Annotated in this window: 17 protein-coding genes and 1 pseudogene; 8 read left to right on the plus strand and 10 right to left on the minus strand. The window is 67.7% G+C overall.

Annotated elements, in window-relative coordinates; genetic code table 11:
- Positions 1 to 597: 597 nt before the first annotated feature.
- The 9 genes and pseudogenes from ACWF94_RS01630 to ACWF94_RS01670 form a co-directional block, all read right to left on the minus strand.
- The gene (locus ACWF94_RS01630; protein ID WP_453483620.1) at positions 598 to 2,487 is read right to left on the minus strand and encodes a tetratricopeptide repeat protein; all 1,890 of its coding nucleotides are present in this window, start codon (positions 2,485 to 2,487) and stop codon (positions 598 to 600) included.
- Entirely contained in the window at positions 2,484 to 3,626 is a 1,143-nt protein-coding gene (locus ACWF94_RS01635; protein WP_453483622.1) for a Wadjet anti-phage system protein JetD domain-containing protein, read from the minus strand. Before ACWF94_RS01635 ends, ACWF94_RS01630 begins: the two co-directional genes overlap by 4 nt.
- Entirely contained in the window at positions 3,598 to 8,097 is a 4,500-nt protein-coding gene (locus ACWF94_RS01640) for a hypothetical protein (protein ID WP_453483624.1), read from the minus strand. Before ACWF94_RS01640 ends, ACWF94_RS01635 begins: the two co-directional genes overlap by 29 nt.
- Complete coding sequence (locus tag ACWF94_RS01645) at positions 8,090 to 8,893, minus strand: hypothetical protein (RefSeq protein ID WP_453483625.1); 804 nt, start codon at positions 8,891 to 8,893, stop codon at positions 8,090 to 8,092. The genes ACWF94_RS01640 and ACWF94_RS01645 overlap by 8 nt, the downstream gene beginning before the upstream one ends.
- Positions 8,871 to 10,391: a hypothetical protein gene (locus ACWF94_RS01650; protein ID WP_453483627.1), complete on the minus strand. Its 1,521-nt coding sequence runs from the start codon at positions 10,389 to 10,391 to the stop codon at positions 8,871 to 8,873. Before ACWF94_RS01650 ends, ACWF94_RS01645 begins: the two co-directional genes overlap by 23 nt.
- 518 nt (positions 10,392 to 10,909) lie before the next feature.
- The gene (locus tag ACWF94_RS01655) at positions 10,910 to 11,302 is read right to left on the minus strand and encodes a twitching motility protein PilT (RefSeq protein ID WP_453483628.1); all 393 of its coding nucleotides are present in this window, start codon (positions 11,300 to 11,302) and stop codon (positions 10,910 to 10,912) included.
- Positions 11,299 to 11,565: a hypothetical protein gene (locus ACWF94_RS01660; RefSeq protein WP_453483629.1), complete on the minus strand. Its 267-nt coding sequence runs from the start codon at positions 11,563 to 11,565 to the stop codon at positions 11,299 to 11,301. The genes ACWF94_RS01655 and ACWF94_RS01660 overlap by 4 nt, the downstream gene beginning before the upstream one ends.
- Positions 11,566 to 11,834: 269 nt before the next feature.
- Positions 11,835 to 12,140 (minus strand): annotated as a pseudogene (locus ACWF94_RS01665) (Uma2 family endonuclease); the annotation flags it as partial.
- A gap of 64 nt (positions 12,141 to 12,204) precedes the next feature.
- A complete protein-coding gene (locus ACWF94_RS01670; protein WP_453483631.1) occupies positions 12,205 to 12,564 on the minus strand; it encodes a DUF4326 domain-containing protein in 360 nt (119 codons plus the stop codon).
- A gap of 287 nt (positions 12,565 to 12,851) precedes the next feature.
- Here ACWF94_RS01670 and ACWF94_RS01675 point away from each other — a divergent pair, with 287 nt between their 5' ends.
- From ACWF94_RS01675 to ACWF94_RS01685, 3 genes are all read left to right on the plus strand, one after another.
- A complete protein-coding gene (locus ACWF94_RS01675; protein ID WP_453483633.1) occupies positions 12,852 to 13,337 on the plus strand; it encodes a cupin domain-containing protein in 486 nt (161 codons plus the stop codon).
- Positions 13,338 to 13,700: 363 nt separating this feature from the next.
- Complete coding sequence (locus tag ACWF94_RS01680; protein WP_453483635.1) at positions 13,701 to 15,284, plus strand: S8 family peptidase; 1,584 nt, start codon at positions 13,701 to 13,703, stop codon at positions 15,282 to 15,284.
- A gap of 327 nt (positions 15,285 to 15,611) precedes the next feature.
- Positions 15,612 to 16,811, plus strand: a complete 1,200-nt coding sequence (locus tag ACWF94_RS01685) for a DUF4190 domain-containing protein (RefSeq protein WP_453483637.1) — start codon at positions 15,612 to 15,614, stop codon at positions 16,809 to 16,811.
- 217 nt (positions 16,812 to 17,028) lie between these two features.
- Here ACWF94_RS01685 and ACWF94_RS01690 read toward each other — a convergent pair whose 3' ends face one another.
- Entirely contained in the window at positions 17,029 to 18,507 is a 1,479-nt protein-coding gene (locus ACWF94_RS01690; protein ID WP_453483638.1) for a glycoside hydrolase family 18 protein, read from the minus strand.
- A 286-nt stretch (positions 18,508 to 18,793) separates the two neighbouring features.
- On the opposite strand from ACWF94_RS01690, the gene ACWF94_RS01695 reads away from it, so the two are divergent.
- The 5 genes from ACWF94_RS01695 (at position 18,794) to ACWF94_RS01715 (ending at position 24,064) form a co-directional block, all read left to right on the plus strand.
- Positions 18,794 to 19,546 carry a GntR family transcriptional regulator gene (locus tag ACWF94_RS01695; RefSeq protein WP_453483639.1) on the plus strand — a complete coding sequence of 251 codons (753 nt, stop codon included), beginning with the start codon at positions 18,794 to 18,796 and terminating at the stop codon, positions 19,544 to 19,546.
- A 404-nt stretch (positions 19,547 to 19,950) separates the two neighbouring features.
- Positions 19,951 to 20,130, plus strand: coding sequence for an SPOR domain-containing protein (locus tag ACWF94_RS01700; protein ID WP_453483641.1), 180 nt, complete (start codon positions 19,951 to 19,953; stop codon positions 20,128 to 20,130).
- Positions 20,131 to 20,156: 26 nt separating this feature from the next.
- Positions 20,157 to 20,558 (plus strand): (deoxy)nucleoside triphosphate pyrophosphohydrolase, encoded by a 402-nt coding sequence (locus ACWF94_RS01705; RefSeq protein WP_453483643.1) that lies wholly within the window; start codon positions 20,157 to 20,159, stop codon positions 20,556 to 20,558.
- 326 nt (positions 20,559 to 20,884) lie between these two features.
- Positions 20,885 to 21,301 carry an ATP-binding protein gene (locus tag ACWF94_RS01710; RefSeq protein WP_453483644.1) on the plus strand — a complete coding sequence of 139 codons (417 nt, stop codon included), beginning with the start codon at positions 20,885 to 20,887 and terminating at the stop codon, positions 21,299 to 21,301.
- Between the two features lie 147 nt (positions 21,302 to 21,448).
- A complete protein-coding gene (locus ACWF94_RS01715; RefSeq protein WP_453483646.1) occupies positions 21,449 to 24,064 on the plus strand; it encodes a SpoIIE family protein phosphatase in 2,616 nt (871 codons plus the stop codon).
- The last annotated feature ends 67 nt before the right edge of the window (positions 24,065 to 24,131 follow it).

Raw genomic sequence — 24,131 nt, forward strand, 5'->3', positions numbered from 1 at the left:
TGCCATGGATTTCTCTGCCCCGGGACCCCGGCCAGTCCGCAGCCAGTCCGCAGGACACCCGCAAACGGCCGTCGGGAGCCAACGCACGCCAACCGGGAAATCCCAGGTCAAAGCCCTGGAGGGGGCTCCGCCGCAGGGCAGGATCGGGCTTCAGGCATTTCGCTTCAATGTGTGATTGACCCATTTCTGTACGTTTGCTCTACTCGTTTAGCATGCTGGTTTGGGGCCGAGTCCTCTGGGAAGCTCGGCCCCTTGCGTGTCGTTGGGCGAGCGGGGTGCTTTGACTCGGCATACCGGCGGGGATGTCGACAGGCCACCGACATGTTGGAGTGGGGGCTGTTGTGGGGCTCCAATGTCCAAATGGCTCGGCGATGTCGAGGCGGCCCTTTCATCTCGAATGCCGCCTCAGGTAACGTTCGGTCTCTTGACGGCCTTGCGTTGCAGATTGCCGATGCCCTGTCTTCTGCTTGACCTCACGGTGCAGTTCATGAATGAAGGGCAGAAATGGTCTGCTCCTCGGAAGAATTGCTCCTGCGGCCCCGATACGGTCCGTTCCAGCCGCAGCGTGTGGAACAAGGTGGACTTCGTACCGCGTAGTCAGTACTTCACCATTGCCGTCAAGCGGCGTACGACATAGGGATCGCTGTCGATAATCCTGCGAAGGCCATCGTAGGTCCATCGCACGGCCGCCTGGTGCACCGGACGACCCAAGTCTGCCGACAGCAGGTAGTAGTGTGCGGCGGTCCAGAGAGTGTCCGGATGGTCGGGAGGCAAGGTCTCCTGCCGATATTTCAGGGTCTCCTCCAGCAGCGGGAGGGCCTTCTGGAATTTGTTCAGAGCGACGAGAGAGATCGCCAGGTGATGGGCTGTGTCGAGGGTGTGCTGGTGGCGGACACCGAGGTGGTCCTTTTGGAGACGGTGAATGCGCAGGCCCAGTTGATGAGCGTAGGTGGGGTCCTGCGGTGTATGAAGCCGTGCCAGGTAGCTTCCTGTGCGCATCGCCGGACGACTCTCCTCACCGGAGAGCCTGCACTGTTCCAGCCAGGACTGTTCGGCTAGCTGGCACGCGAGATCGTGGTGGCCCTTGACGCCGACGTCGAGCGCGCAAGACGCCAAAGCGGCCAGAGTTCCGGGATCGCTCGGCCCCAGCTCTCTCTCCCTTTCCCGGTAAACCTGCAAGTTGAGTCGCTCGGCGTCTTCGTAGTACCCACGTCCGAAGTGGGCACGAGCCAGCAATGACCTCACCACAAGGTCATCGGCGCGATGTTGCGATAAGTACTCCGCCCATGTCGTGTGAAGATTTCCGAGGCCGTCAATGGCCTCCTTGTATCTGCCGCTGTCCACCAGGTAGCCATAGGTGTCAAGCAACGCTTTGCGCCCAGGTCCCGTGTGGATGTTCGCAGGATCGAGGGCGAGGACGGATGGAGCGACCAGCGCCCAGTCGCCCCATGCTCCTTCCAGCGCGGGACGCTCTGGCACCGCTGCCACCAACAGCTGTTCCGCCAGTGCGAAGGCGCCCGCCTCGTCCTCAGGGCGGGCGACGAGCAGGTCTCGGATGACCGCGCCACTGATTTCATCGAGTCTCGCCGACCCGGTTTGTAAGATCATCAGCCCTCGATCACGCAGACCTCCCAGTCTGCGATGCAGGTCGCAAATGGTCAGGAGGTACTGCGCATCCGAATCCGACACTTTCCATCGGTCACCCCTCAATGCACGGGTGGGAAACGGATCCGTGCCGAGAACGGCAAGTGCGTGAAGAAGATGAAGCATTCGCCGGTCTTCCTCGGATCCGGCCGCAAGCACACTCATTGCCTTCGACAGCCGGCCTGCCAGCGAACTCGGAAAATCGGATGAGCGACACCCGCTGAGGATCTTCGAGGCACACAACTTCAGCTGTTCCATCACCTGCCCCGGCGTCATGCCGCTCGTCAACCAACTCGCTGCGTTCTCCATGGCAAGCGGTAGGTCGTCCAACGCACTGGCCAGACGCATGGCGTCGGCCTCTGTGAGTCCATGGACCCATATCCTCAGCAGGCGCACCGAGTCCTCTCGGGGCAGCACCGGAACCTGGATAACACGAGCGATCCGGTGCCAGATCCCGGTGTCGGATCGCGAGGTGATCAGGACCTTGGTCCCGTCCTGAGGCAGATACCGGACGACGTCGTCCGGGTCCGACACTCCGTCCAACACCAGAAGATGACGTCCCGTTCTTCTGCGGACGGTGGTCAGGCAGGCGGCGATCCGTTCGGCCGACTGACCAGGACCGGCGGTTGTCATGTCGATCCAACTCATATCCGCGTACCGAGAGTGCTGCCGATGCGCCAGTTCACTGCTCATCACCGTTTTCCCGATGCCTGCTCGCCCGTTGAGCACGACCGGAACGCCGTCATCTGCCCGGTCCAGATACCCGGGAAGCACGTCGTCCACCAGTTCGGTCCGTCCGAGGAAACTCGGATCGCGGCGCGGGAGCGCAAAACCGCCGTTCATCTGTGCATGCCCCTGAGCCACTCGCTGTTCGCCTTCAGATAGCGCAGGTTGACCCACTCCTGGGCGAGGCGATCTTCGCCGCACAACAGCGCGGTCGCCATGGCCTGGTGTGAAGGGTCGAGCCACCGCACTCGGTCGGTTGCCTGTTGTGGCGTAAGGCGCTTCTCCTTGCGCGGCAAAGGGGTACCGATGCCCAGCAGCGCGTCATAGAGCCCGACCGCAGGGAGCACTCGGGGGAGGTTGTCGTCCTTGACGGCCTCATCGGCAGCGGCCGCCGGGATGGACAGCCCGGTCGGGTCGAGGTCACCGAAGTAGCGGATCTCCGCGATGTTGCCGCGTCGGAGCATCTTGATGCCGGCGAGGGAGGCCAAGAACGAACTGCCCATCCCACAGGCCACATAGCCGACTGCATGGCCCCCCATTCCGACCAACGCCTCTGTCAACGACCAGCAAGTGGTGACGTTCTCCACGACCAGGAGAATGTCACCGTCGCCGATGCGTCCGTAGCATCCGTCGCTCTCCGCAATGATTCTCTCGGTGACAATTTGAGGCGGCGCTGAATACATTTGCAGCAATTCATGCAAAGCTTCCCGGTCCGAGAAGAATGGACCGCCCAACTCATCGAACGCCTTTTCTTCGGCATCGAAGCATCCCGAGTAGGTGCGACTACCGAAAATGTCAAGAGCACGCTCACGTTTCGGCGCAGGTGTCATATCAGGTTCGGAGAAGAACCAGTTGTTGACCGCGCGGTAGCCGATCCGGGTTCTGGGGGCGGCGTTGTCCCAGTACCCGGCCACCTTGCGCATGTTCGGATGCAAGGGAGGAAGTGGCTCCCGCACCTTCTTCGCCGCCTGGTGGGTGGGAAGCACCCACACGCCCTTCGGTAACGGAATCCTCTCCCCGTCATCGCCCTTCATCGCGGTGATGGCCCCGTACCCGTACAGCTCGTCCAGATGACGGCGCAGAACCACCGACTCCAGCTCGTCCTCCACCTTCGGATGGGGCACAGTACGGAAGATACGGCGCAGCTCCGGCAAGAAGACGCTGGTCTTACGCGTACCGTCCCACTTCTTCCGCGAGCGGGCGTGCTCGTGCAGCGCGCTCAGCAGTTCACGCGCGGGACGACTCAGATCGGTCAACGCTCTCTTCCTCGGGATCCTGGTGGTGGTTGTGCCCTGCATCGGCGCGAGCGTGGTACCTGATGGACGTGATCACCGGATTCTCACCCTCCTCAAGAGGCTCAAGGAGATGCCTTCTCCTGTCGCCCACGACGGTGAGATACATGCGGTGCGCGCGCAGGTCGGCGTCATTGCGCAGACGGATGACAAGCGGGAAGGAGTCCAGGACCGCCAGGTCGTTCAGCCCTGTGGTGTAGACGAGTTGGACACCCAGCGCACGGGCGACCGACTGCTGAAGCCTCAGCAGATAGCCGGCCGAGGCACGACCGATCGGGTTGTCCAGGAACAGCACGCCCGAGTTCCGGCGGTGCTGCACCCTGCCCTTCTCATTCGCGCGCAGCGCCGCCATGGTGCAGTAGAGGACGATCGCCGCAGTCAGCACCTGGCCGCCCGAGAAGACGTCCTTCATGGCCGAGACAGGCACCCGCTCCGTCCGCAGAACGGCGTCCGGTTTGAGGATCCGTACCCGGAACCCTTTAGGAGCCACTGCTTCGGTCACGCCGCGTAACAGCAGTGCCAGGCCGTCCCGTTTGATCTCCTTTCCGCGGATCACCGCTTCGGCGGTCTCGTCCACGACGGTACCGAGCCGGTCCTCCAGCGCCTGTTCGGAGACCTCGGTGAAGCGGATCCGCAGGAACTCCTGCTCGGACCACTCCTGCAGCCCCTTGGGCAGCCGGGAAAGAGTCTGTGCCCGCTTCAAGGTCCGCAGTGCCTCCTGCACCTGCCGGCACAGCTGGAGCACGATCTGTCGGTGGTGCCGTTCGATGGAGTCCAGGTCCACGGTGAGGCTACGCAGTCTGGGGCGGAGGTTGTCACTCCATTCGGCCGCCCGCGCCGGCAGTTCGGCACGAGGGCAGGACTGGATGATGGTGCGGCTGGGGGAGGGCAACCCCCCGAACCGCGCGTCCGCGGCGAACCCGACCAGTTGGTCGGTCAGCGTCCGTTCTTCGGCCAGTGCCGTCTCGACCTCAGTCCCGATCCGGTCGTACTCGATCTTCAGTACGGTATGCCGGTCCCGGGCGGCCGAGATACCGCCCTCGTACGGCACGTCGACTTCACGGGGCTCACCGGACCGGGACAGGACGGTGATCAGGTCCGCGAAATTCTTCGCGGAGGAGCGCAGGGCGATGGCGGCGCCCTCGGCACGCTCGCTGTGGTAGGCCAGTTCGCGCCGGATACGTCCGGCCTCGTCCCGATCGTGCTCCGCCGACTCGATCAGGCGCATGCCGTGTACGACGTGCAGAGGCGGGCCGTAGGGAGCGAGATCCACGTCGGTGAGCGGCTCCGGAAAGTCCTTGAGCACCGCTCGGTGTTCCGCGACATTGGCGTCCGCCCCGGCAAGTGAGGTCTGGCAGTCCGAGACCGCCTGTGCGGCACGGCGTCGGGCGGCGGCCCGGCTCACGCCATCCACTCCGTCAGGGCCGTTCAGCAACGCGTGGGCGGCTGCTCGTACTTCGGGAGACTGCTCACCCAGCTCCTGTGCCGCGTGCTTCTCGCGTTGCTCCGCCTGGCGCATGTCGAGAAGCAGGTCGGCTCCGACAGATGCCCGTTCGTACTCGATGGCCGCAGCCTCGTAGGCACGGCGCAGCACAGGGAGCGGTTCCGCCGGAACCTCAGTCCTGCTCTCCGGAACGGCGTCGGCGCCCGGGAGCTCATCCAGTTCGGCGGTCAGACGGTGTGCGGAGCCGGTCAGGCGGTCCATCGTGCGTACGTACTCGGCGCCGGCGGCCCGGTGACCTTTGGCGGCTGCTTCTGCCTGTTGAGCGGCCTCTCGTGCTCGCGCCTCCGCCGTCCGAGCTTGGTCCACGGCGGTCTGCCAGTCGGGGATCCGCTCCTCCTGGTCGGCCAGCCCATTCAACGCGGACCTACGGGCCTCCAGTGCCAACTGCGCCGCACGAAGCGGCGGAATGGCTTCGCTGACGGCCTTGAGGTTGGCGGCTGCGAGCTCACGCCTTTCGGTCTGTTCGGCCAGCGCCTGCTGAGCCTCGTCGTGAGCCCGCATCCGGACGGTGACGCTCTCGCGCAGTTCGGCGAGCCGTCCTTCAGGGAAGTGCGTCCGCCACTCCTCAAGGCGAGTGAGCAGCGAGAGGACCTTACGCTGCCGAGCGTCCCACTCGGCGATCCGTGCCCGGTGTTCGTCATGGCGACGGCTGAGTGCGAGTCGTTCCTCCCCGGCTGCTCTCTCGTCATACAGTGCCGGATGCGGAGGCACCACGAAATCCAGCCCGGAGAGTGATGTGTTGGGTTCGTGCATGGCCGCGGTGGTTCCCAGTGCCACCAGCGTGCTGGGCCACAGCTTCCGGGCGGCCAGGATCTCCGCTGCCCGGGCCGCCTGCTCGGGATCGTTCAGGAGTACACCCGTGACCAGATGCGGCACGCGTCCGATGAGCGCACGGCGCTGCTCGACCCGGGGCAGACCGGCGAGGTAGTCCCAGCCGGTATAGGCGTCGACACCGGCTTCCCGCAACGTCTCGCATGCTTCCGCGGCCTCTGGGGAGGGCGGCAGCAGTTCGTTGGTCTCCAACGCGAGCCTGGCCCGTTCGTCACGGACCATGGCGATACGGACCTCGGTCCTGGCCAGATCCGCAGCGTCACGTCGCTGAGCGAGCTTGCCGACCAGTCTGGGAGCGTCCACCTCCAGATCGAGACGGTCGATGTCCAGGAGAGCGAGTGGCTGGATTTCCGCTTCCAGGGCACGGGTGCGGGTGTCGGCGCCCGTCAACTCGCGACGGGCCAGGTCGAGAGAGTGCGCGGCCTCGGCCAAGGTCCGCTCGGCGGCTTGGCAAGCCCGGTGGGAAGCATCGTGAAGCCCCACCGCGTCCTCCGTGGCGGACTCCTGCCGGGATATCTCCTCGGCTGTCTTACGGACCTCCTCCTCGGCTTGCCGCACGGCGTCACGAGCCGTTCCGCCTGCGCTCAGCAGACCGTCGTGCACGGCGCCCGCGAGGGCGTCCCGCACTTCCTGGATACGGGTCCCGAGCGCCTTGGCCTGTGCCTGGTGCTCGGCCGCCCGGCCGACGGCCGCGTTGTGCTCGGTCTGAGCCTGCTCGGACAGCGCGCGTTCGCTCTCTGCCAGACGCTGCGCCGCCTCCGCCTGCTCAGTGAGGCGCCGTGACATGGCGCGCAGTGCCCCGGCGAGAACCTCAAGCGCGGAGTCCCGGGCCTGCAGTGCCGGAAGGGCGGCTTCCTCGGTACGCCGGACCAGCTCACGCAACCGGTTCGCGTTGGCGATCGCCTCCAGGCTTTTGACCAGGCGTGGTACGACATCCCAGGCGCGTTCGGTCTCCTGGGCCCGATTCCAGTCGGTGCGCGCCCGCTTTTGTTCCTCCTGCGCTTCGGCCAGCTTCAACAGGGCTGTGAGACGGCCGAGTTCACGAGCCGCAGCCACGGACTTCTCATGGTGGACAACGGCTCGTCGAAGGTCTCCGCCAAGGCGTTTGGCGACGTCCTCGCTCGTCTTCGCGGCCTCCGCCTCACGGAAGGCGCGTACCTTGACTGAACGGACAAAGGCGTCCAGCGTCTTCCTGGCGGCCCGCTGTTCCTCCTGGGCGGTGAGTGCGGTGCCATGGATGCCGGCCAGTGGTTCGAGGAACGCCAGCGCGCCGGCCACGAAGTCCCGTTCCAAGGTCAGCGCACCACGCCTGCCGAGCTTGTCGCCGTATGAGTTCAGCAGGTCGGCCAGATCCTGGGCCGGTCCCGTGGGCAGCACAGCCGACAGCAGGAACTCCACGAAGGCGGCATCGCTGGCGAAGGAGAAGACGTCTGCCGCCTCACCCTCCCCGGCGTTCATCGCCCGTTGGTAGCGAAAGAGTTCGGGGTCCAGGCCGAGGTCGGTAAGCCGTTCGGTCCACTCCGACTGAACGCGGAAATGCTTGAACTCAAGTTCAGGATCGGCCCGTTGGGCCTCGTCGAGTTCACCGATGAAGTCTGCCAACCGCAGATATCGGCCGTCCTCGGCCACGGGGAGGGTGTCCAACGTGGTTCGCTCTGTGGGGCGGAAGTGGTACCAGCGTTCCCGCAAGTTCGACGCGTCGGCGGTCGCCTTGAGATGGCGCCACTCGGCGACTTTGCCGGTCACCAGCCGACGCCCGCTGCGGGCATGCGTCCACTCCAGAGCGATGTGGGCCACATCGTTGTCGAGCACGAAGCCGCTCAGCGTGCGAGGATCACGAGCAGCCACCACTTGTCGGCGTCCGGGCAGCAGGACCGAGAAGATCAGCTTGATCAGTACGGACTTGCCGCCGCCGTTCTCAAGGAAGAGCACAGTGGCTGGGGAGGGGCGCCGGACAGGCCGCTCGTCCCTGACGCTGAACAAGGTGGCGGGGCGGTCGGCGACGGGATCTCCGACGCCGCTGAAGTCCAGGAGAACGTTCTCGTAGCGCGCCGCCTTGGGTCCGACGGACTGCAGGAGCACTCGGGACAGTTCATACATCCTCCGGGCCCTCCGCCGCGGTACCCGGTCCGGTCGTCACAGCCATGGGAAGGGCCACGCCCAGCGCCATCAACTCCTCGAAAGCGCTGGTGGCCGCAAGTTCGCGCACCTGAAGCTGGTAACGCCGGGTGGTCTGAAAGACGTCCTCGCCGGCATTCTTCATCGGCGTCAGGAAGCCTTGTTCCGCAAGGAAGTTCAGGGCTCGGGAAACCATGCCCTTCGTGGTGTTCATCGCCCGGCGCTTGTCCTTGGTGGGGAATGCTTCGGGCCGGTTGGCATAGGCGTGCCACGCCAACTCCAGTTCCGGTGCGTCGCTGGGTACGTCGGCTGACTCCTCACGGGACGCCGCTTGTTCACGCAACCGGTCGCAGGCTTCGCGAACGACGGCGTCGACCACATCGACACTGACCCTGCCGACGTATTCGTCTTCGGCGAGGTCGTCTGGTCGGGGAAAGGACACCGCGGCGACAGCAAGGTGGATGATGCCGTGCAGAAAGCGCTCGGCATAGCCGCCTTCCTTCTGGGTGCGGCGGGCGTAGGTCTCCATCCTGGTCTCGAAGGGAGATCCTCCGTCGGCCGCGATCGCGAGGCCGATGTCCTCGTGTTCCCCCAGCACCCTGAGCCCCAGACCGTTGGCGATCCGCCCGGTCAAGGTTCGGAACGCGCTGTCGTGTCGGTAGTGGCGCAGAAGCTCTCGATATGCGTTGTCGCGACTCGGCAGCAGCCGAGGGCGCATCGCAAGAGCGAGCAACTGCGCGGCCTGTTCGGCGTCGTCATCCGTGAAGCGAGATCTCATCACCGAACTCCTCGTGCCCAGCCGTAGCGGGCTCCTCTGATCCTGGAACGACTGGCCTTACGCCTGCTTTCGTGAGCCACAGTTCGTTGCCGCCGAAATCCCGGTTGTGCAGGGGTTCCCCGGTGGGTACAGCGATCAACACCTCAGGTACGCGCTCACGTACCGCGTCACCGACGGGCGGATTGAAGGCATATGCCGCCCGGTGCATCACGAGCCGGGCGACCTGAGGCTCATAGCGACGCGCACGTGCGAGCAAGTCGCTCAGCGACGCTGAGCCACCAGGCAGGGAGAGGATCTCGCTCGCTAGCCTAAAGTGTTCGGGGGTGAACAATTCGCGTTCCGGTATGGGGTCGAGCTGCGGCTCCCGGACCTCGCCGGCGAATCTTTGGGGCTCCGAGAGCGGTTGCAGGAGACGCCCCACCAGTGACGGCAGTGCGAGAACCTCGGGGGGTGCCGGAGCGACCGCCCCCCGGAAGAAGTCGTACACCGGCCCGAGCGCTTTGCCCACAGGAAGTCCGAGTAGGGGTACCAGCAGTTGCCCGTGCAAATGGAGCGCGGCGCGCTGCGGTTCGCCGGAGAACAGTTGACGGTCCTGTTCGGAGCGGAACTGATCGCCCGCTTCCTGTACGGCTTTCTGAAGCTGCATATGACGCCGGATGCAGTCGCGGACGATCTCCACGAGTTCCGCTGCCCGCTGCTTGTGGCGCGGATCATCAGAGTCGTCCCGCGCGGCGGTGATGTTGGTCAGAATGGCGTGTTCCGCCGTGTAGCGGCCCTCGATGTGCTCAAGCGCGTCCAACAGCAGGTCCGGTACCACCCGTTCCCAGTCCACGGTGCGGACGTCGCGACGGGTGGCGTCGAGGTAGCGACGTAGGGTCTCTCCGTACTGGACCGTGCGGTACCTGGCCTGTTCGGCGGCGAGTTTGGCGTCGGCGAGCCGACCGCGTCTGATGAGATTGTCGAGTTTGACCTCGGCGGCGATCTGCGCGGACTCCACATCCGTGTCCAATGCGCCGACGAGTACGTTGATGGCCTCGTCGGTGGCTCGCAGCGAAAACCCGTCGGATGTCGATTGTTCCACCAGTAATTTGAAGTCGAACTCGAAGCGGTTGTAGGTTCCCTCGTCGCCGACGAGCCCGTAGTCCCAGGAGAATCCACGTTCGATGGTGCCGACATTGATCAGCCGCTGGAGCACCCAGTCGGCCACAGCGGCGTGCTCGGCGTCACCTCTGTCGGGCGCCTGAGCCGCGACGAAGTGCTTTACCTGCTCAAGTACCTTGGCGTGCTCGGCTCCGTTGTCGAAGTCCATCGCGATGGTGACCTGATCGATTGTGTGCAACGCGATCTCGGCCATGTGATAGACCTTGGCATCCGCCCAATCCAGCGATGCTTTGCGCTGATCCAATGCCTGCAACGGTGCCGTACATGCCAGCGCCTTGACGCGGCGAACCAGTCCCTCATCAGGCAAGTGAGGCGGGTGGGGCAGATCGTGATACACAATCCGTCACGTTAGCACCCCTACGCCACCATATGCGAAGATCCCAAAATATCCGCTCGACAGCTCTCTTCGTTCGCAATCAGGCCACAGGCCTGAATTCATCGATTGCGAACTGATGTTCACTTGTTCAGTGATGCTCTGGCATGCCTTGGGGTTTCGGGTGGGCCCAGCATTCGGATTCCCTCATTCCGTTACAAGCTGCGCAGTGCGAAGTCATTACAGGGCCTGGCGCCAATGGGACCTTGGGCCGAGGGAGGCAGGCGACGATTTCGACATCGATGCCGAGAGTGGCGGTGTATGCGGCGTGAGCCTTCGCCGTTCGGGAAGAGTGCGGGTCGCGACAGGGAGAACGTCATGTCGGCCGGCACTGTGCACACCTGGCCTGGCATTCCGCGTCCCGCGATCCTCCGCGGCGCGGTGCCACCGCCTGTCTGGCCCCTCGCGATCAAGTAGTTGCACCGGTTTCCACGGCGGCGATCCTTGGGCCCGCACGGGCGGTCGTCGGAGATCACCGGTGGTCAGACCGTGCGGATGACAGGGGCTGGCTTGATGTCCTGGGCATCGATGAGGGTGCGGATGTTGTCCGGGTCCGAGGTCCAGATGATGGCGCCGAGGCTGGCTGCCATGGTCACGACGGTGGCGTCGACGATGTCGGAGGTGCCGGCCTTGCCGCAGAGAATGCCTGCGGCTTTGGCGGTTTCGAGGCCGACGGGTACGACGTGGCAACCGGCGAGGAACTTGCCGAGTCTGACCTGGCGGCGGGAGTCCCGCCATGCCTGGCTGACGACGACGGATGGGACGTGGATGTCCCGGCCGTCTTCGAGGGCCAGGCTGTGGCGGGCCCACATGCGCCGGTCGCCGTTGTCGATGGCGATCAGTGCCCCGGCGTCGTACAGGTAGGGGATGTTCACGCGGCCGAGGCTCCTGAACTGCTGAGGTACTCGGCGTCGGCGGCGGCCAGGTCCGCGCGGGCGGCGGCGAGCTCCTCCGGGGTGAAGGAGCCGTGTTCCGCCTGCCACTCCCGGATGACGGCCCGGCCAGCCCGCAGCCGCAACTCCCGTTCTGCTGCTCCGGCGACGAGGCGGGAGAGCGGGATGCCTTCCTCCTCGGCGGCTCCGGCCAGGGCTTCGACCAAGGTTTCGTCGAGAGTGATAGTCACCTTCTTAGTAGCCATACATCAACCATAGCGCGATATGGGCTGTCCTCACCGGCGAACCTGTTCCAGTTGTGGCGGTCTCGCGCAGCGGAGTCGACTGTCCGGGGTTCGATGCCGTCTACGGCCCTGGAGATTTGCTCACCGCCTGCCGCCTGACCGCTGTGAGTGGCGGACAGCGGGACGGCACGCGGCGGCTGCGCGAGGGCTTGTACCCACTGCCGAGCGCCCGCCTACAGGCTCCGGTCAGCCGGCGCCTGCCCCGCGTGCTGTGACAGGGAACCGCCCGGTCAGCCGCCGGTTCCGCCGGGTGTGAGTCCGTCAAGGTCGATGCTGATCTCGAACGGCAGGGACAGCCGGAGCGCGTGGCGGAAGCTTCCCGCCGGGGCGTACGACCCGGTCGGCCCGTCCAGCTCACAGACGTGCACGGCCGGGACGGTGTCCTCCTCCTCGACGCACCAGTAATGCCGGATGCCTGCCTCGGCGTATTTACGGAGCTTGACCGTCCGGTCGCGGTGGGCCGACTCCGGGGAGACGACCTCGACGACGAGCTGAATGTCCTCGGGGGCGAACCAGGTGCGGTCCGGGTCATACGGGTCGAGGGCCGGGCCACAAGACCGGGTGTGACCAGATCCTTGAACGGCCCCGTACCTCCGCTGCTCACGCCCCAGTGCCCCCGCCCGCCCCCGCATCTGAAGGTCCGCCCGCCCCCGCGTCCGCCAGTTCCGCGATCACCTCGGCGTGGCATTTCTGGGGGACGCACCAGCAGCCGAGCCGGTGGCCGCGCAGTGCGGGGAGGAGGTCGAGCAGATCCGGGCGGGAGAGCAGATGGGCGCGGTATTTCGTCATGACCTCTTCGCGGCTGCAGTCGGGGCCGGGACGGTACGGGCTCGCCAGCGGGGAGCCGTCGAGGTGCCAGCCGGCGCGGTGCATGGGGCGGCCCACGTACACGACGTCGGCGTAGGCGGGATCGTCGCGGTGGCCCTTCAGATTGACGACTGTGGTCCGTTTTCTGGTCATGTCGTCGTGGCTCTGGTCATGGGAGGCATGGGGGGCATAAAAAGATCCTCCGGTGCCGGGCTGCTCGCCGCCAGGCGACACCGGCGGGCGGGGGTGGGAATTCTCCGGGGCGGGGGTGCCCGCCGGTACGGGAAGCCTGGTACGAAGGGGAGCGCGCCCCGCTCGGGCGGGGGCGCTGGGCGGGGCCGGGGCGCCGGGTCCGTAGGCAGACAGGCCGGTAGGCCAACAGGCAGACAGCGGGCCGGTGGATCGGCCGACCTGTGAAGCATGGTGAGGAGACTGAGCGGATGTCGTACCCGGACCCCAAGTATCTGGCGGACAGCGGCGAGATCAACGCCACCTTCCGGCCCGTCGGCACCGCCGCGGATCTGGTGAGCCCGGGAGGGACCCATACGCACTTTCTGGCCACGTCGGCGTCGACGGGCGGCGAGTTCGGGCTCTACCGGATGGATATGCCCCCTAAGGGTGGCGGCCCCCGGACGCACTTCCACCGGACGATCTCGGAGTCGTTCTTCGTGGTCGAGGGGACCGTACGGCTCTTCGACGGCGAGAACTGGATCGACGGGCGGGCGGGTGACTTCCTCTATGTACCCCAGGGCGGGCTGCACGCCTTCCGCAATGACTCCGACGATCCCGCCTCGCTGCTGATCCTTTTCACTCCGGGCGCGCCCCGGGAGGAGTACTTCGAGAAGGTCGCCGAGGTCGCCACCGAGTGGTCGCCCGAGGACCGGGCGGCGTTCTACTTCCGGCACGACACCTTCTGGACCGGCTGAGTCCCGGCACCGGACCGGCTGAGTCCCGGCGCCTGCCCGGCCCTCGGCGCCTGCCCCGCCCCCGGCATTGGACCGGCTGAGTCCCGGCGCCTGCCCGGCGCCCAGCACCCGCCGTACCCGACAATGCGGCCCACCGGCACCCGCCCGCCCGGCACCCGACTCAGCGGGGTTATGTGGCGCGCTTGTTACGGCACGGCACGCACCCTTGTGGGATTCCTATGGATCCGACAATCTTTCGCTCGACAGGTACGGCATGGACATGGCGGGTTTGCCTGTCCCTGGCTGATTGTCATGCACCTGATGAGATTCCGCTCCTGTGTCGTGCCACCCACGTCGTGCCATCTACCGAGGAGGACCCCCCACATGTCAGTGCCCCCCACCTCGCGCCGAAGACTGTCCGCGATCAGTGCCACCGCGGTCGCGGCTCTCGCGCTCGGCGCGGTCTCCGCGTTCCCGGCCACCGCCGCCACCGCGGCCGACCGGGCCCCGGAACGCACCATCCAGAACGCGGGCGCACCCGGCGCCGTCAAGGACAGCTATATCGTCACGCTCCGCGAATCCGCGCCCGACGCCGAGTCCAGGGCGGGCAGGGCGGTGGCCGCCGAGTACGGCGCGAAGATCGAGAAGACGTACACCGCGGCGCTCAACGGCTACGCCGTCCATGTCTCCGCCGAACGGGCGAAGCAGCTCGCGGGTGACCCGGCCGTCGCGTCCGTCGTGCAGAACCGTATCTTCAGGACGACTGCCACCCAGCCCAACCCGCCCTCCTGGGGTCTCGACCGGATCGACCAGCGCGGCCAGGCGCTCGACCGCAGCTACACCTACCCGGACACCGCGGGCGAGGGGGTGACCGCGTACATCATCGACACCGGTGTACGGATCACCCACAGCGACTTCGGCGGCCGGGCCGCCTACGGCTATGACGCCGTCGACAACGACAACATCGCGCAGGACGGCAACGGCCACGGCACCCATGTCGCCGGTACGGTCGCCGGCGCCGCCCACGGCGTGGCCAAGAAGGCGAAGATCGTCGGCGTACGGGTGCTGAACAACGCGGGCTCGGGCACGACCGCGCAGGTCGTCGCGGGCATCGACTGGGTGACGCGCAACGCCGTCAAACCGGCCGTCGCCAATATGAGCCTCGGCGGCGGGATCGACAGCGCCCTCGACACCGCCGTACGCAACTCCATCGCATCCGGCGTCACCTACGCGGTCGCCGCGGGCAACTCCAACGCCAACGCGTCCGGCTTCTCGCCCGCGAGGGTGGCCGAGGCCATCACCGTCGGTTCGACCACCAGCACCGACGCCCGGTCCAGCTTCTCCAACTACGGCAGCCCGCTCGACATCTTCGCCCCGGGCACCTCGATCACCTCCGCCTGGCACACGGGCGACGCGGCGACCAACACCATCTCCGGTACGTCGATGGCGGCCCCGCATGTCGCGGGCGCGGCGGCGCTCTATCTCGCGGGCAACCGGACAGCGACCCCCGCGCAGGTCTCCACCGCCCTGACCACCGCCGCCACCAGCGGTGTGGTGACCTCGCCGGGCACCGGTTCGCCGAACCGGCTGCTGTACGTCGGCGGCGGCACCACCCCGCCGCCCGGCAAGCGGTTCGAGAACCTGACCGACATGGCGATCGGCGACAACACCACGGTCGAGTCCCCGATCACGGTCACCGGGGTCCCCGGTAACGCCCCGGCCACCCTGAGCGTCCCGGTCGACATCAAGCACACCTACATCGGCGACCTGCGCATCGACCTCGTCGCGCCCGACGGGACCGTCTACAACCTTAAGGCGCACGGGACGGGCGGCAGCGCGGACAACGTGAACACCACCTACTCGGTGAACGCGTCCTCCGAGACCGCCGGCGGTACCTGGAAGCTGCGGGTCGACGACAACGCGGCGCAGGACGTCGGCAAGCTCGACTCCTGGGCGCTGCAGTTCTGACCGGACCGGACCGGTGAGGGGACCGGCTCCCGAGGCTCTCTGAGGTCCGCGAGGCCCGCGAGGCCCGTAAAGTCCGTAAGGTCCGTGGGGCCCACGAGGTCCGTAAGGCCCGTGGGGCCCAGGAGGTGCAGGTGTCCGAGGCGCCTGACCTGCCTGACCTGCCTGACCTGTGCGAGGTACAGGTCCCCTGATGTGCTCCGTGGTGCGGGGCGGTCGCAGCGGCGATCGCCCCGCACCGTTGTGGAACCCGGCGTACCGGGGGCGTCCATCGGTTTATACGATTCCGGCGAGTCCTCAGCCACGATCCCGACGAGGAGTGCCGCATCCGTGGACCCATCGCAGCCGGACGGTCAGCCATCCCACCAGCCGGAGGGACAGCCGCCGCACCAGCCGCACGCCCCGCAGCACTCGCAGCACTCGCACCCGGCGTACCAGTACCAGCCGTACTATCCGTATCAGCAGATCCCCGGACACCCCGCGACACCCGTCACCCCGCCCATGAACGGGTTCTCCATCGCGTCCCTGGTGACCGGCATCGTCTGCTGTCTGCCGCCGCTCGGTCTTGTCTTCGGTCTGATCGCCTTCTCGGGGATCAGAAAGCGGGGGCAGCGCGGCCGGGGCATGGCCGTCGCCGGTACCGTCCTCTCCTCGATCAGCACCCTGCTGCTGGCCGTTGCGCTCGCCACCGGCGCGGCGGGCGATCTCTGGGACGACATCCGGAACGAGATGGACGAGGCGTCCCGTTCCGTCAGCACCCAGGATCTGGAGACGGGTGACTGTTTCAACCTGCCCGGCACGGGTGCGCCGGAGGAGAAGGAGATCGTCAGCGTCAGAACCGTCGACTGCGGTACGGAGCACGAGGCCGAGATCGCGGGCGACTTCGAGGTGACCGGCCTCGACGGCTACCCCGGTGAGAAGCACCTCGGAACGCTCGCCGACGACCGCTGCCAGGTGATCAACGACGCCTACGCGCTCGACCCCTGGGAGATCCACGAGACGGTGGACTACTACTTCTATCTGCCCACCAAGGAGAGCTGGCGACTCGGCGACAAGTCCATCACCTGCGGTTTCGCCATCACCGAAGGCGGCAGGGTGACCGGCTCCGTGCGGCGTGACCCCACCAATCTGAACCCGGACCAGCTCGCCTATCTACGGGCCGAGTCGGCCATCGCCACGGTTGCGTACCGGGCGCCCGATGAGGACTTCGCCCAGGACGCCGTGGGCCACCGGACATGGGCGCGGAAGATGGCCGCCGCATTCGCCGGGCAGGCGGGCGCCCTGAGGGCGTACGACTGGCCGCAGGCGGCGGCAGGACCCGCCGATCGCCGGGCCGCTGAGTTCGACCGGGCGCGTCTCCACTGGGACAAGGCCGCCGCGGCCCGCGACGAGGAGCGCTTCCGGGACCACAGCGGTGACGCCGACTCCGCGCTGACGCAGCTGATGGAGATCTCGCTGCGCGCCTCGCTCGGCCTGGAGACCACGCCGCCGAGGCATGACCCGGGGGACGCCGGATCCGAGTCGCTTTAGGCGGCGTCGGACTCAGTGCCGCTCGCCCGCAGCGAGCGCGGTGGAAGTCCCGCGAGCGTCCCGGTACGGAAGAGAACGGAAGAGAACGGAAGAGACCGGTGCCCGGGGCCACCGACAGCCCCTGAGCACCGGCCTCGTCCCGGTCGCGACCCGGCCCCTGTCCGGGTCGCCCCTCACCGCTGTCGCGCGCCGGCCCCTGTCCGGATCGCGCGATGACTCAGCGGCGCGTCAGTCCGCGGTCGACGGCGGTCATCAGCTCGCCGTCCGCGGTGTCCCCGTCCAGGGACCAGAACATCGCGCCGCCCAGACCGCGGTCACGGATGTATGACGTCTTGGCCCGCATCACCTTCGGGTCGTCGTACGTCCACAGGCTGTTCCCGTCGAACAGCCACGCCTGGCCGTACTTCCGGTGCACCTGGTACGCCCCGGAGTCGGCCAGCTTCTTGAGGGCCTTGTAGTCCTCATAGCCGGCCTGGTAGGTCGCGGGCGCAGGACGGGCCGCGGGCTGTCCCATGCCGTCGCCGCCGCCGGTGACACCCGTCCAGCCCTGCCCGTAGAACGGAATGCCCATCACCAGTTTGTGGGCGGGCGCGCCGCGCTTGAGCCAGTCGCCGACGGTCTGGTGGACGCTGAAGTCGTTCTTCGCGTACAGCGCGGACTGCTGGGCGGTCGTCTTCTCGCCGGAGACATGGAAGTCGTAGCCCTGGAGGTTGACGAAGTCGAAGTCCTTCATGATCTTGCTGACTTCGAAGCCCGCGTCGATCTTGGCGGGTGCCGTGGGGACGAACGCGCTCAGCTCGTAGTGCTTGCGCTTCTTCTCCGGCTTCCCCTGAGCCTGCTGGCCCTCCTGAGCCTCCTGGCCTTCCTGAGCCTGCCGGCCCTGCTGGGCGGGCCGCGATTTCGCGTACGCGTCGAGCTGGATCCGGAACTCCCTGATCAGCGCGGTGAAGTTTTTCTTGTCCTCGGGCCGGTAGATCGTGTCGTCCTCGCCCGACGAGCCGGGCCACTCCCAGTCGACGTCGATGCCGTCGAAGAGTCCGGCCGCCGCGCCCTGTCCGCCGCGTGCGCCGTCCACGGGCAGATTGCCCTTGATGTAGAGGTCGATGCAGGAGGAGACGAACGCCTTGCGCTTGGCCGGGGTGAGGACCGCGTTGGAGAAGTGGGTGGACCAGCTCCAGCCGCCGAGGGAGATCAGCACCTTGAGGTCCGGGTGCTTCGCCTTCAGCTCGCGCAGTTCGTTGAAGTTGCCCGCGAGCTTCTGGTCGGGGCTGTCGGTGACGCCGTCCACTGAATCGGCGGCGGGCACCGGACGGACATAGTCGGCCCAGGCGTCACCTTCGCCGGCCGGACCGCCGATGAAGCACTTGCCGTCGGGGCTCACATTGCCGAAGGCGTAGTTGATATGGGTCAGTTTGGCGGCCTGGCCGGTGGTTTCCAGGTCCTTGACCTGGAAGTCCCGGCCGTAGATGCCCCACTGGGTGAAGTAGCCGACGCGCTTGTACGACCGCTCGTCCTCGTCGCCTTCGTTGCCGTCGTCGCGGTCGCTGTCGCCGTCCTGGGCCGGCGCGGCGGCCCTCGGCGCGGCCTGGGCGCTGGGGTCGGCGGGGTCGGCGGTGGCGGCTCCGGGGGCGAGGGTCGCGAGAAGGGAGAGCGAGCAGACCGCGACCGCCGTACGTGCAAGGGTTCTTCGACGCATGTGACTCATTCCTGTGCGTGCTCCGGCAGGTGCGGCGGCCGGAGCATTTCCGTGAACGGGCGTCGTGCAGTCAGGACCGTATTGGTCTGGACCTTTAAGGTCAATGGCTGGCGGCACGGCGCGCGCCCATACCCCCGGTAAGTAGCGGTAAGTCGGTTTAAGTGCCCCGGGGGACCGGCCGGATATCGCCACGCCATCACTTCGAGTGAAACTTTGGCCCATGGTTGCGGTCGACAACCCACGGTTGCGACTCTGTTGCTGTCTGTCAATGTGATGGGAGTGGCCAGTGTCTTTCGGTGAGCAGCCCGCCTATCTGCGCATTGCGAGCGATCTCCGCCGGAAGATCGTCAACGGCTCGCTGCCTCCCCACACCAGACTTCCCTCACAGGCCCGCATCCGTGAGGAGTACGGAGTCTCCGACACCGTCGCCCTGGAGGCCCGCAAGGTCCTGATGGCGGAAGGTCTTGTCGAGGGCCGCTCCGGCTCCGGCACCTATGTCCGTGAGCGTCCGGTTCCGCGCCGGATCTCCCGGTCCGGCCACCGGCCGCCCTCCGGTGCCAACCCCTTCCGGCAGGAGCAGGCGGCCGACGGCGCCCGGGGCACCTGGGAATCCAACAGTGAACAGGAGGAGGTGGGCGCGGACATCGCCGCCCGGCTCGGTGTCGAGGCCGGCTCGCGGGTGATGCGTACGCGCTATCTGTTCCGCGACGGCGGCGAGACGATGATGCTCTCCACCTCCTGGGAGCCCCTCGCCGTCACGGGGCGCACCCCGGTGATGCTGCCCGAGGAGGGGCCGCTCGGCGGCTGCGGCGTCGTCGAGCGGATGGCCGCCATCGACATCGTGGTGGACAACGTCTCGGAGGAGGTCGGCGCGCGCCCGGGTCTCGCGGAGGAACTCCTGGCGCTCGGCGGCGTACCGGGTCATGTGGTGATGGTCGTGGCGCGGACGTACTACGCGTCGGGCCGCGCGGTCGAGACGGCGGACATCGTCGTCCCGGCGGACCGGTTCCGGATCGCCTATCACCTGGCGGTGCGTTGAACGACCCCTGTCGCCCGGCGGCGCGCTGAGCCACCCCTGTCGCCCGCGGTGCGTTGAACCGTCCCTGAGCTGCTGTCCGCTCCGGTACGCCCGCTCCGGTGCCGGATGCCTGGTGCGCGGGCCGCCGGGGTGGTACGGGTGGGGGCTCCGGTGCGGGTGGGATACGGGTGGGGGTGCGGGTGAGCGGGTCGGATGCTGCGTCGGGGCGCCGGGTGTACCGGGGTGCGGCGGCTGCCCAAAGCCGCCACAAGGGGGCGCATCCGGACGGGCACGCCCCCTCTTTCCTATCTCTTTGTGTAAATCCGTATCCGCTGAGTGAAGGTCAGGCGTAGGCTCGGGCATATGCGTAGTGCGGTTTCCCGGCAATCGTTATGGACATGCGAACCAACCGAGGGAGGGGTGCGTTGAACGACACCGGCCCTGTGCTCCCCTGGCTCGTCATACGCCAGGACGGCAACGGCAACCGCTACCGCGTCGGTCGGTACGCCACCGAGGACGAGGCGAAGCAGATGGTCGACACGCTCGACGACCGGGGGCGCCAACAGCTCTACTGGGTCGAGCGTATCGGGAGCCCGGCCCCCTGACCGCTGCTCGCAGTACGCTCCGGCGCATGACTGATCGCGTCGTGGTGGCCGGAGCCCTGTACGACCGGGGGCGGCTGCTCGCCGCCCGCCGCAGCGCCCCCGAGGAACTCGCCGGCCGCTGGGAGCTGCCCGGCGGCAAGCTGGAACCGGGGGAGCGTCCCGAGCAGGCCCTCGTCCGCGAGTTGCGGGAGGAGCTGGGCGTCGAGACGGAGGCGCTGGCGCGCATTCCCGGTGAGTGGCCGCTGAAGCCCGGCTATGTGCTCCAGGTGTGGACCGCCCGGCTGGTCTCCGGCCAGCCGCGCCCGCTGGAGGACCATGACGCCCTGCGCTGGCTCGGCCCCGACGAGACCGACTCCGTGGACTGGCTCGACCAGGACCGCCCGGCCGTCGCCGAGGCCGCGCGTCTGCTACGCGAGTTGCGTTCCTAGAGCGGGTCCTCCGGTGACCGGTCCTCCCGGGACGGGTCCGCTGCCCGCGACGAGTCTCCTCAGGCACTGGTCTTCCCGCGACCGGTCCTCCCGCGACCGGTCCGCCCACGACCAGCACCCAGGGCGCGTTTCCGGCGGCCCGCCGGAATCGGCGTGCGCCGTTGCGAACGGCGCGCGCCGTGGGGAGGGCGCACAAGCCGCTCCCGTACGCCGTTTGCGTCAACGGTGCGCCTATTACTGAGCCGCGCGGGATAGCTGAGGTCAAATATCGGGTATGTGAGGATTAACCACCCTAAAAGGGATGTGGGTCTGCTGCTGTCCGGGAAGTGAGCGGCGTGATCGACACTGCTGGCGCGTGCGCCGAATGGAGCTTCCCCGCGAAGCCGAACGCGGTGCGCACCGCCCGTCATGCCGTGAGGGACACGCTGCGGGCCTGGGGGCTGGATCCCGTGGTCGCCGATATGACAGTCCTGCTGGTCAGCGAGTTGGTGACCAACTCCCTGCGGTACGCCTCCGGTCCGATCGGTGTGCGGATGATCCGCTTCGAACCCCGGGAGAGCGCCCCTTTTCTCCTCGTGGAGGTCTCCGATCCGCTTCCGGATCCGCCCACCGAACGCACCGCCGCACCCGATGACGAGGGCGGACGCGGGCTTCAACTGATCGCCCGGTCCGCGCGGCGCTGGGGCACTCGGCGTGGAATCACGGGGAAGACTGTGTGGTTCGAGCTGGCTCTCTCTGGTTAAAAGTGTGAAGGAACAACGATCACGGCTCCCACGGCGCAAAATGAACGAGACCGTGCTGTGATCGTGAACGCCGTGTGCGTCAGAGCCGTAGTGCTGAATACTGCGGTCATGGCCGGTCCGGTGCGGTGAGCTGGAGGGGACGGTCGCGTGAGCGAGATACCTGGGACAACGGGCGATGTCGTATGGCAGAGCAGCCCGCCTGGCTCGATCTATGACTACATCAAGGTCGCCTCGTTCTCGATCGGCCCCGATGGTCTGGTCGACCAGTGGAGTCGGCGTGCCGCCGACCTCTTCGGCATCACAGCGGCCGAGGTCAGGGGCAAGGACCCGGTCGAGGTCTTCATCCCGCCGGAGCTGCGCGACCGAGGCCACCGCCGGATGTCGGAGATCCTCGACGGCAAGGAATGGACGGGGCTCGTCCACTTCCGTTTGCCGGGGGCGTCCCGGGCCCATGGGGTCGCCGAGGTCTATGTGATGCCGAGCGAGACGGAGACCGGCGAGCGGGCCGCGCTCTGTCTGGTCGTCGATGTCCGCGCGCTGCGGCGGATCGAGACCGACCTCGCCGCATCGCAGGCCATTTTCGGCCAATCCCCCTTCGGCTTTCTGCTCTTCGGCACGGACCTGCGGGTCCAGCGCGCCAATCAGCGCTTCGTCACCCTCTTCGGCGGCACCGCGGCCGACCACCGAGGGCGTACCGTCCACGACTATCTCTCCCGGCCCGAGGCCGACCGGATGAGCGCTTCGCTGCGCCGGGTTCTGGAGACCGGTGAGTCCGCGATCGACCTCCAGCTCATCGGAGCGGCTCCGGGCAGCACGGACCGCCGGCACTGGTCCGTCAACCTCTATCGCGTACACAGCGGATCGGGGAGTCCCATCGGAGTGGCCGGGGTCGGCACCGATGTGACCCGTCGCCATGTCGCCGCCCGCGAAGCCGCCAGCGCCCGGCGCAATCTCGCCCTCCTCAATGAGGCGAGCGCCCGGATCGGCAACTCCCTCGATCTGGAGACCACCGCCCGCGAACTCCTCGACGTCGCCGTCCCCGGCTTCTGCGACCTCGCGTCGGTCGATCTCTACCAGGGGCTGCTCACCGGCGACGAGGCCCCGCCCGGACGGTGGGACGCCCCCCGCTCCGAGGGATACGGCGCGGGCAGCGCGTCCCTGCGCCGGGTCGCCTTCGCGAGCGCCGTCTCCGGCGCCCCGCTGATCACCACACCGGGGTGCGGCTCCAAGGGCAACACCCCCACCTCGGTCGGCGAGGTCCACCGCTACTCCTTCTCCTCGCCCTGCGCGAACGCCCTGCGCACCGCCCGGGTCCAGTCCATCCCGGGCAAGGACGGCAGTCTCGTACGGTCCACGCTCGCCGTGCCGATGGTCGCCCACGACACCGTCGTCGGCCTGGTGCAGTTCTCCCGGACGAAGGGGAGTGAACCCTTCGGCGAACGGGACCGGGCGCTCGCCGTCGAACTCGCCGCACGCGCCGCGGTCTGTATCGACAACGCCCGGCTGTACCGGCGGGAGCACGAGCGCGCCCTCATCCTCCAGCGCAGCCTGCTCCCGCCCGGCGACCCGGAGGCCGCCGGCCTCGACATCGCCTGCCGCTATCTGCCGGGCAACACCGCGACCGAGGTGGGCGGGGACTGGTTCGACGTCATCGAACTGCCAGGCCACCGCACCGCCCTGGTCGTCGGCGATGTGATGGGCCGGGGGCTGCGGGCCGCCGTCGCCATGGGCGAACTGCGTACCGCCGTACGTACCCTGGCCCTGCTGGATCTGGAACCCGCCGAGGTCCTCTCCGCGCTGGACGAGATCGCCACCGGCCTCGGCAGCCCCAGCGGCACCCAGCAGGCGTCCCGCGTCGCGCACAAGTCCCGCGAGGCCGACCTCTCCGAGGTCTATCTCGCCACCTGTGTCTACGCCGTCTACGACCCGGTCACCCGCCGCTGCACCTTCGCCAACGCCGGGCATCTGCCGCCCGTCCTGGTCGAACCCGGCGAGGAGGCGCTGCTGCTCGACGTGCCGCCCGGCATGCCGCTCGGGGTGGGCGGCGAACCCTTCGAAGAGGTCGAGGTCGAACTCCCCGAGGGCGCCCTCCTCGCGCTCTACACCGATGGGCTCGTCGAGTCCCGCGACCATCCGCTCGACGAGGGCCTGCACGCCTTCCGTAACGCCCTCACCGACCCCTCCCGCCCGGCACCCGGCCACCACTCCCCGCCGGACGCGCTGCACGCCGATCTCTCCCGTTCGCTTGAGGACGTCTGTGACCATGTGCTCACCACGCTCGACACCCGGCACGGCGAGGACGACATCGCGCTGCTGATGGCCCGGATCCAGGGGCTGCCCGTCGACGCGGTCGGCGACTGGCGTCTGCCGCGCGAGCCCCGCTCGGTGGGCCGGGCCCGTGAGCTGTCCCGCGCGCTGCTGGTCTCCTGGGGCCTGGAAGCCCTGGTGGACACGGTCGAACTGCTGGTCAGCGAGCTGGTCACCAACGCGCTGCGCTACGGCGAGGGCGAGATCCGGCTCCGGCTGCTGCGCGATCGCACCCTGGTCTGCGAAGTATGGGACTCGGGCCTCGTCCAGCCCCGCCGCAGGCGTGCCCGCGACACCGACGAGGGCGGTCGCGGGCTCCAGCTCGTCGGCCTGCTCAGTGCGGCCTGGGGCTCGCGTCGCACGCCGCGCGGCAAGACGGTCTGGTTCGAACTGGCCCTGCCCGACGGGGGCTCCACCGCCGAGCCGACGGTGGAGCAGTTGCTCAGCATGTACTGACCATCTGCGGGCCGGGCCCGCCCGACCAGGGGCGCGGTCCCGGCGGTCGGTCCCGGCGGTTCCGGCG

It is taken from the genome of Streptomyces sp. NPDC055078 (genome assembly GCF_053607985.1).

Excerpts from the sequence above, each read along its gene's own strand:
- ACWF94_RS01675 (WP_453483633.1), top strand. The coding sequence starts at position 12,852 with ATGTCGTACCCGGACCCCAAGTATCTGGCGGACAGCGGCGAGATCAAC.
- ACWF94_RS01705 (WP_453483643.1), top strand. The coding sequence starts at position 20,157 with ATGACTGATCGCGTCGTGGTGGCCGGAGCCCTGTACGACCGGGGGCGG.
- ACWF94_RS01660 (WP_453483629.1), bottom strand. The coding sequence starts at position 11,565 with ATGGCTACTAAGAAGGTGACTATCACTCTCGACGAAACCTTGGTCGAA.
- ACWF94_RS01640 (WP_453483624.1), bottom strand. The coding sequence starts at position 8,097 with ATGTATGAACTGTCCCGAGTGCTCCTGCAGTCCGTCGGACCCAAGGCG.
- ACWF94_RS01630 (WP_453483620.1), bottom strand. The coding sequence starts at position 2,487 with ATGAACGGCGGTTTTGCGCTCCCGCGCCGCGATCCGAGTTTCCTCGGA.
- ACWF94_RS01690 (WP_453483638.1), bottom strand. The coding sequence starts at position 18,507 with ATGCGTCGAAGAACCCTTGCACGTACGGCGGTCGCGGTCTGCTCGCTC.
- ACWF94_RS01670 (WP_453483631.1), bottom strand. The coding sequence starts at position 12,564 with ATGACCAGAAAACGGACCACAGTCGTCAATCTGAAGGGCCACCGCGAC.
- ACWF94_RS01645 (WP_453483625.1), bottom strand. The coding sequence starts at position 8,893 with ATGAGATCTCGCTTCACGGATGACGACGCCGAACAGGCCGCGCAGTTG.
- ACWF94_RS01680 (WP_453483635.1), top strand. The coding sequence starts at position 13,701 with ATGTCAGTGCCCCCCACCTCGCGCCGAAGACTGTCCGCGATCAGTGCC.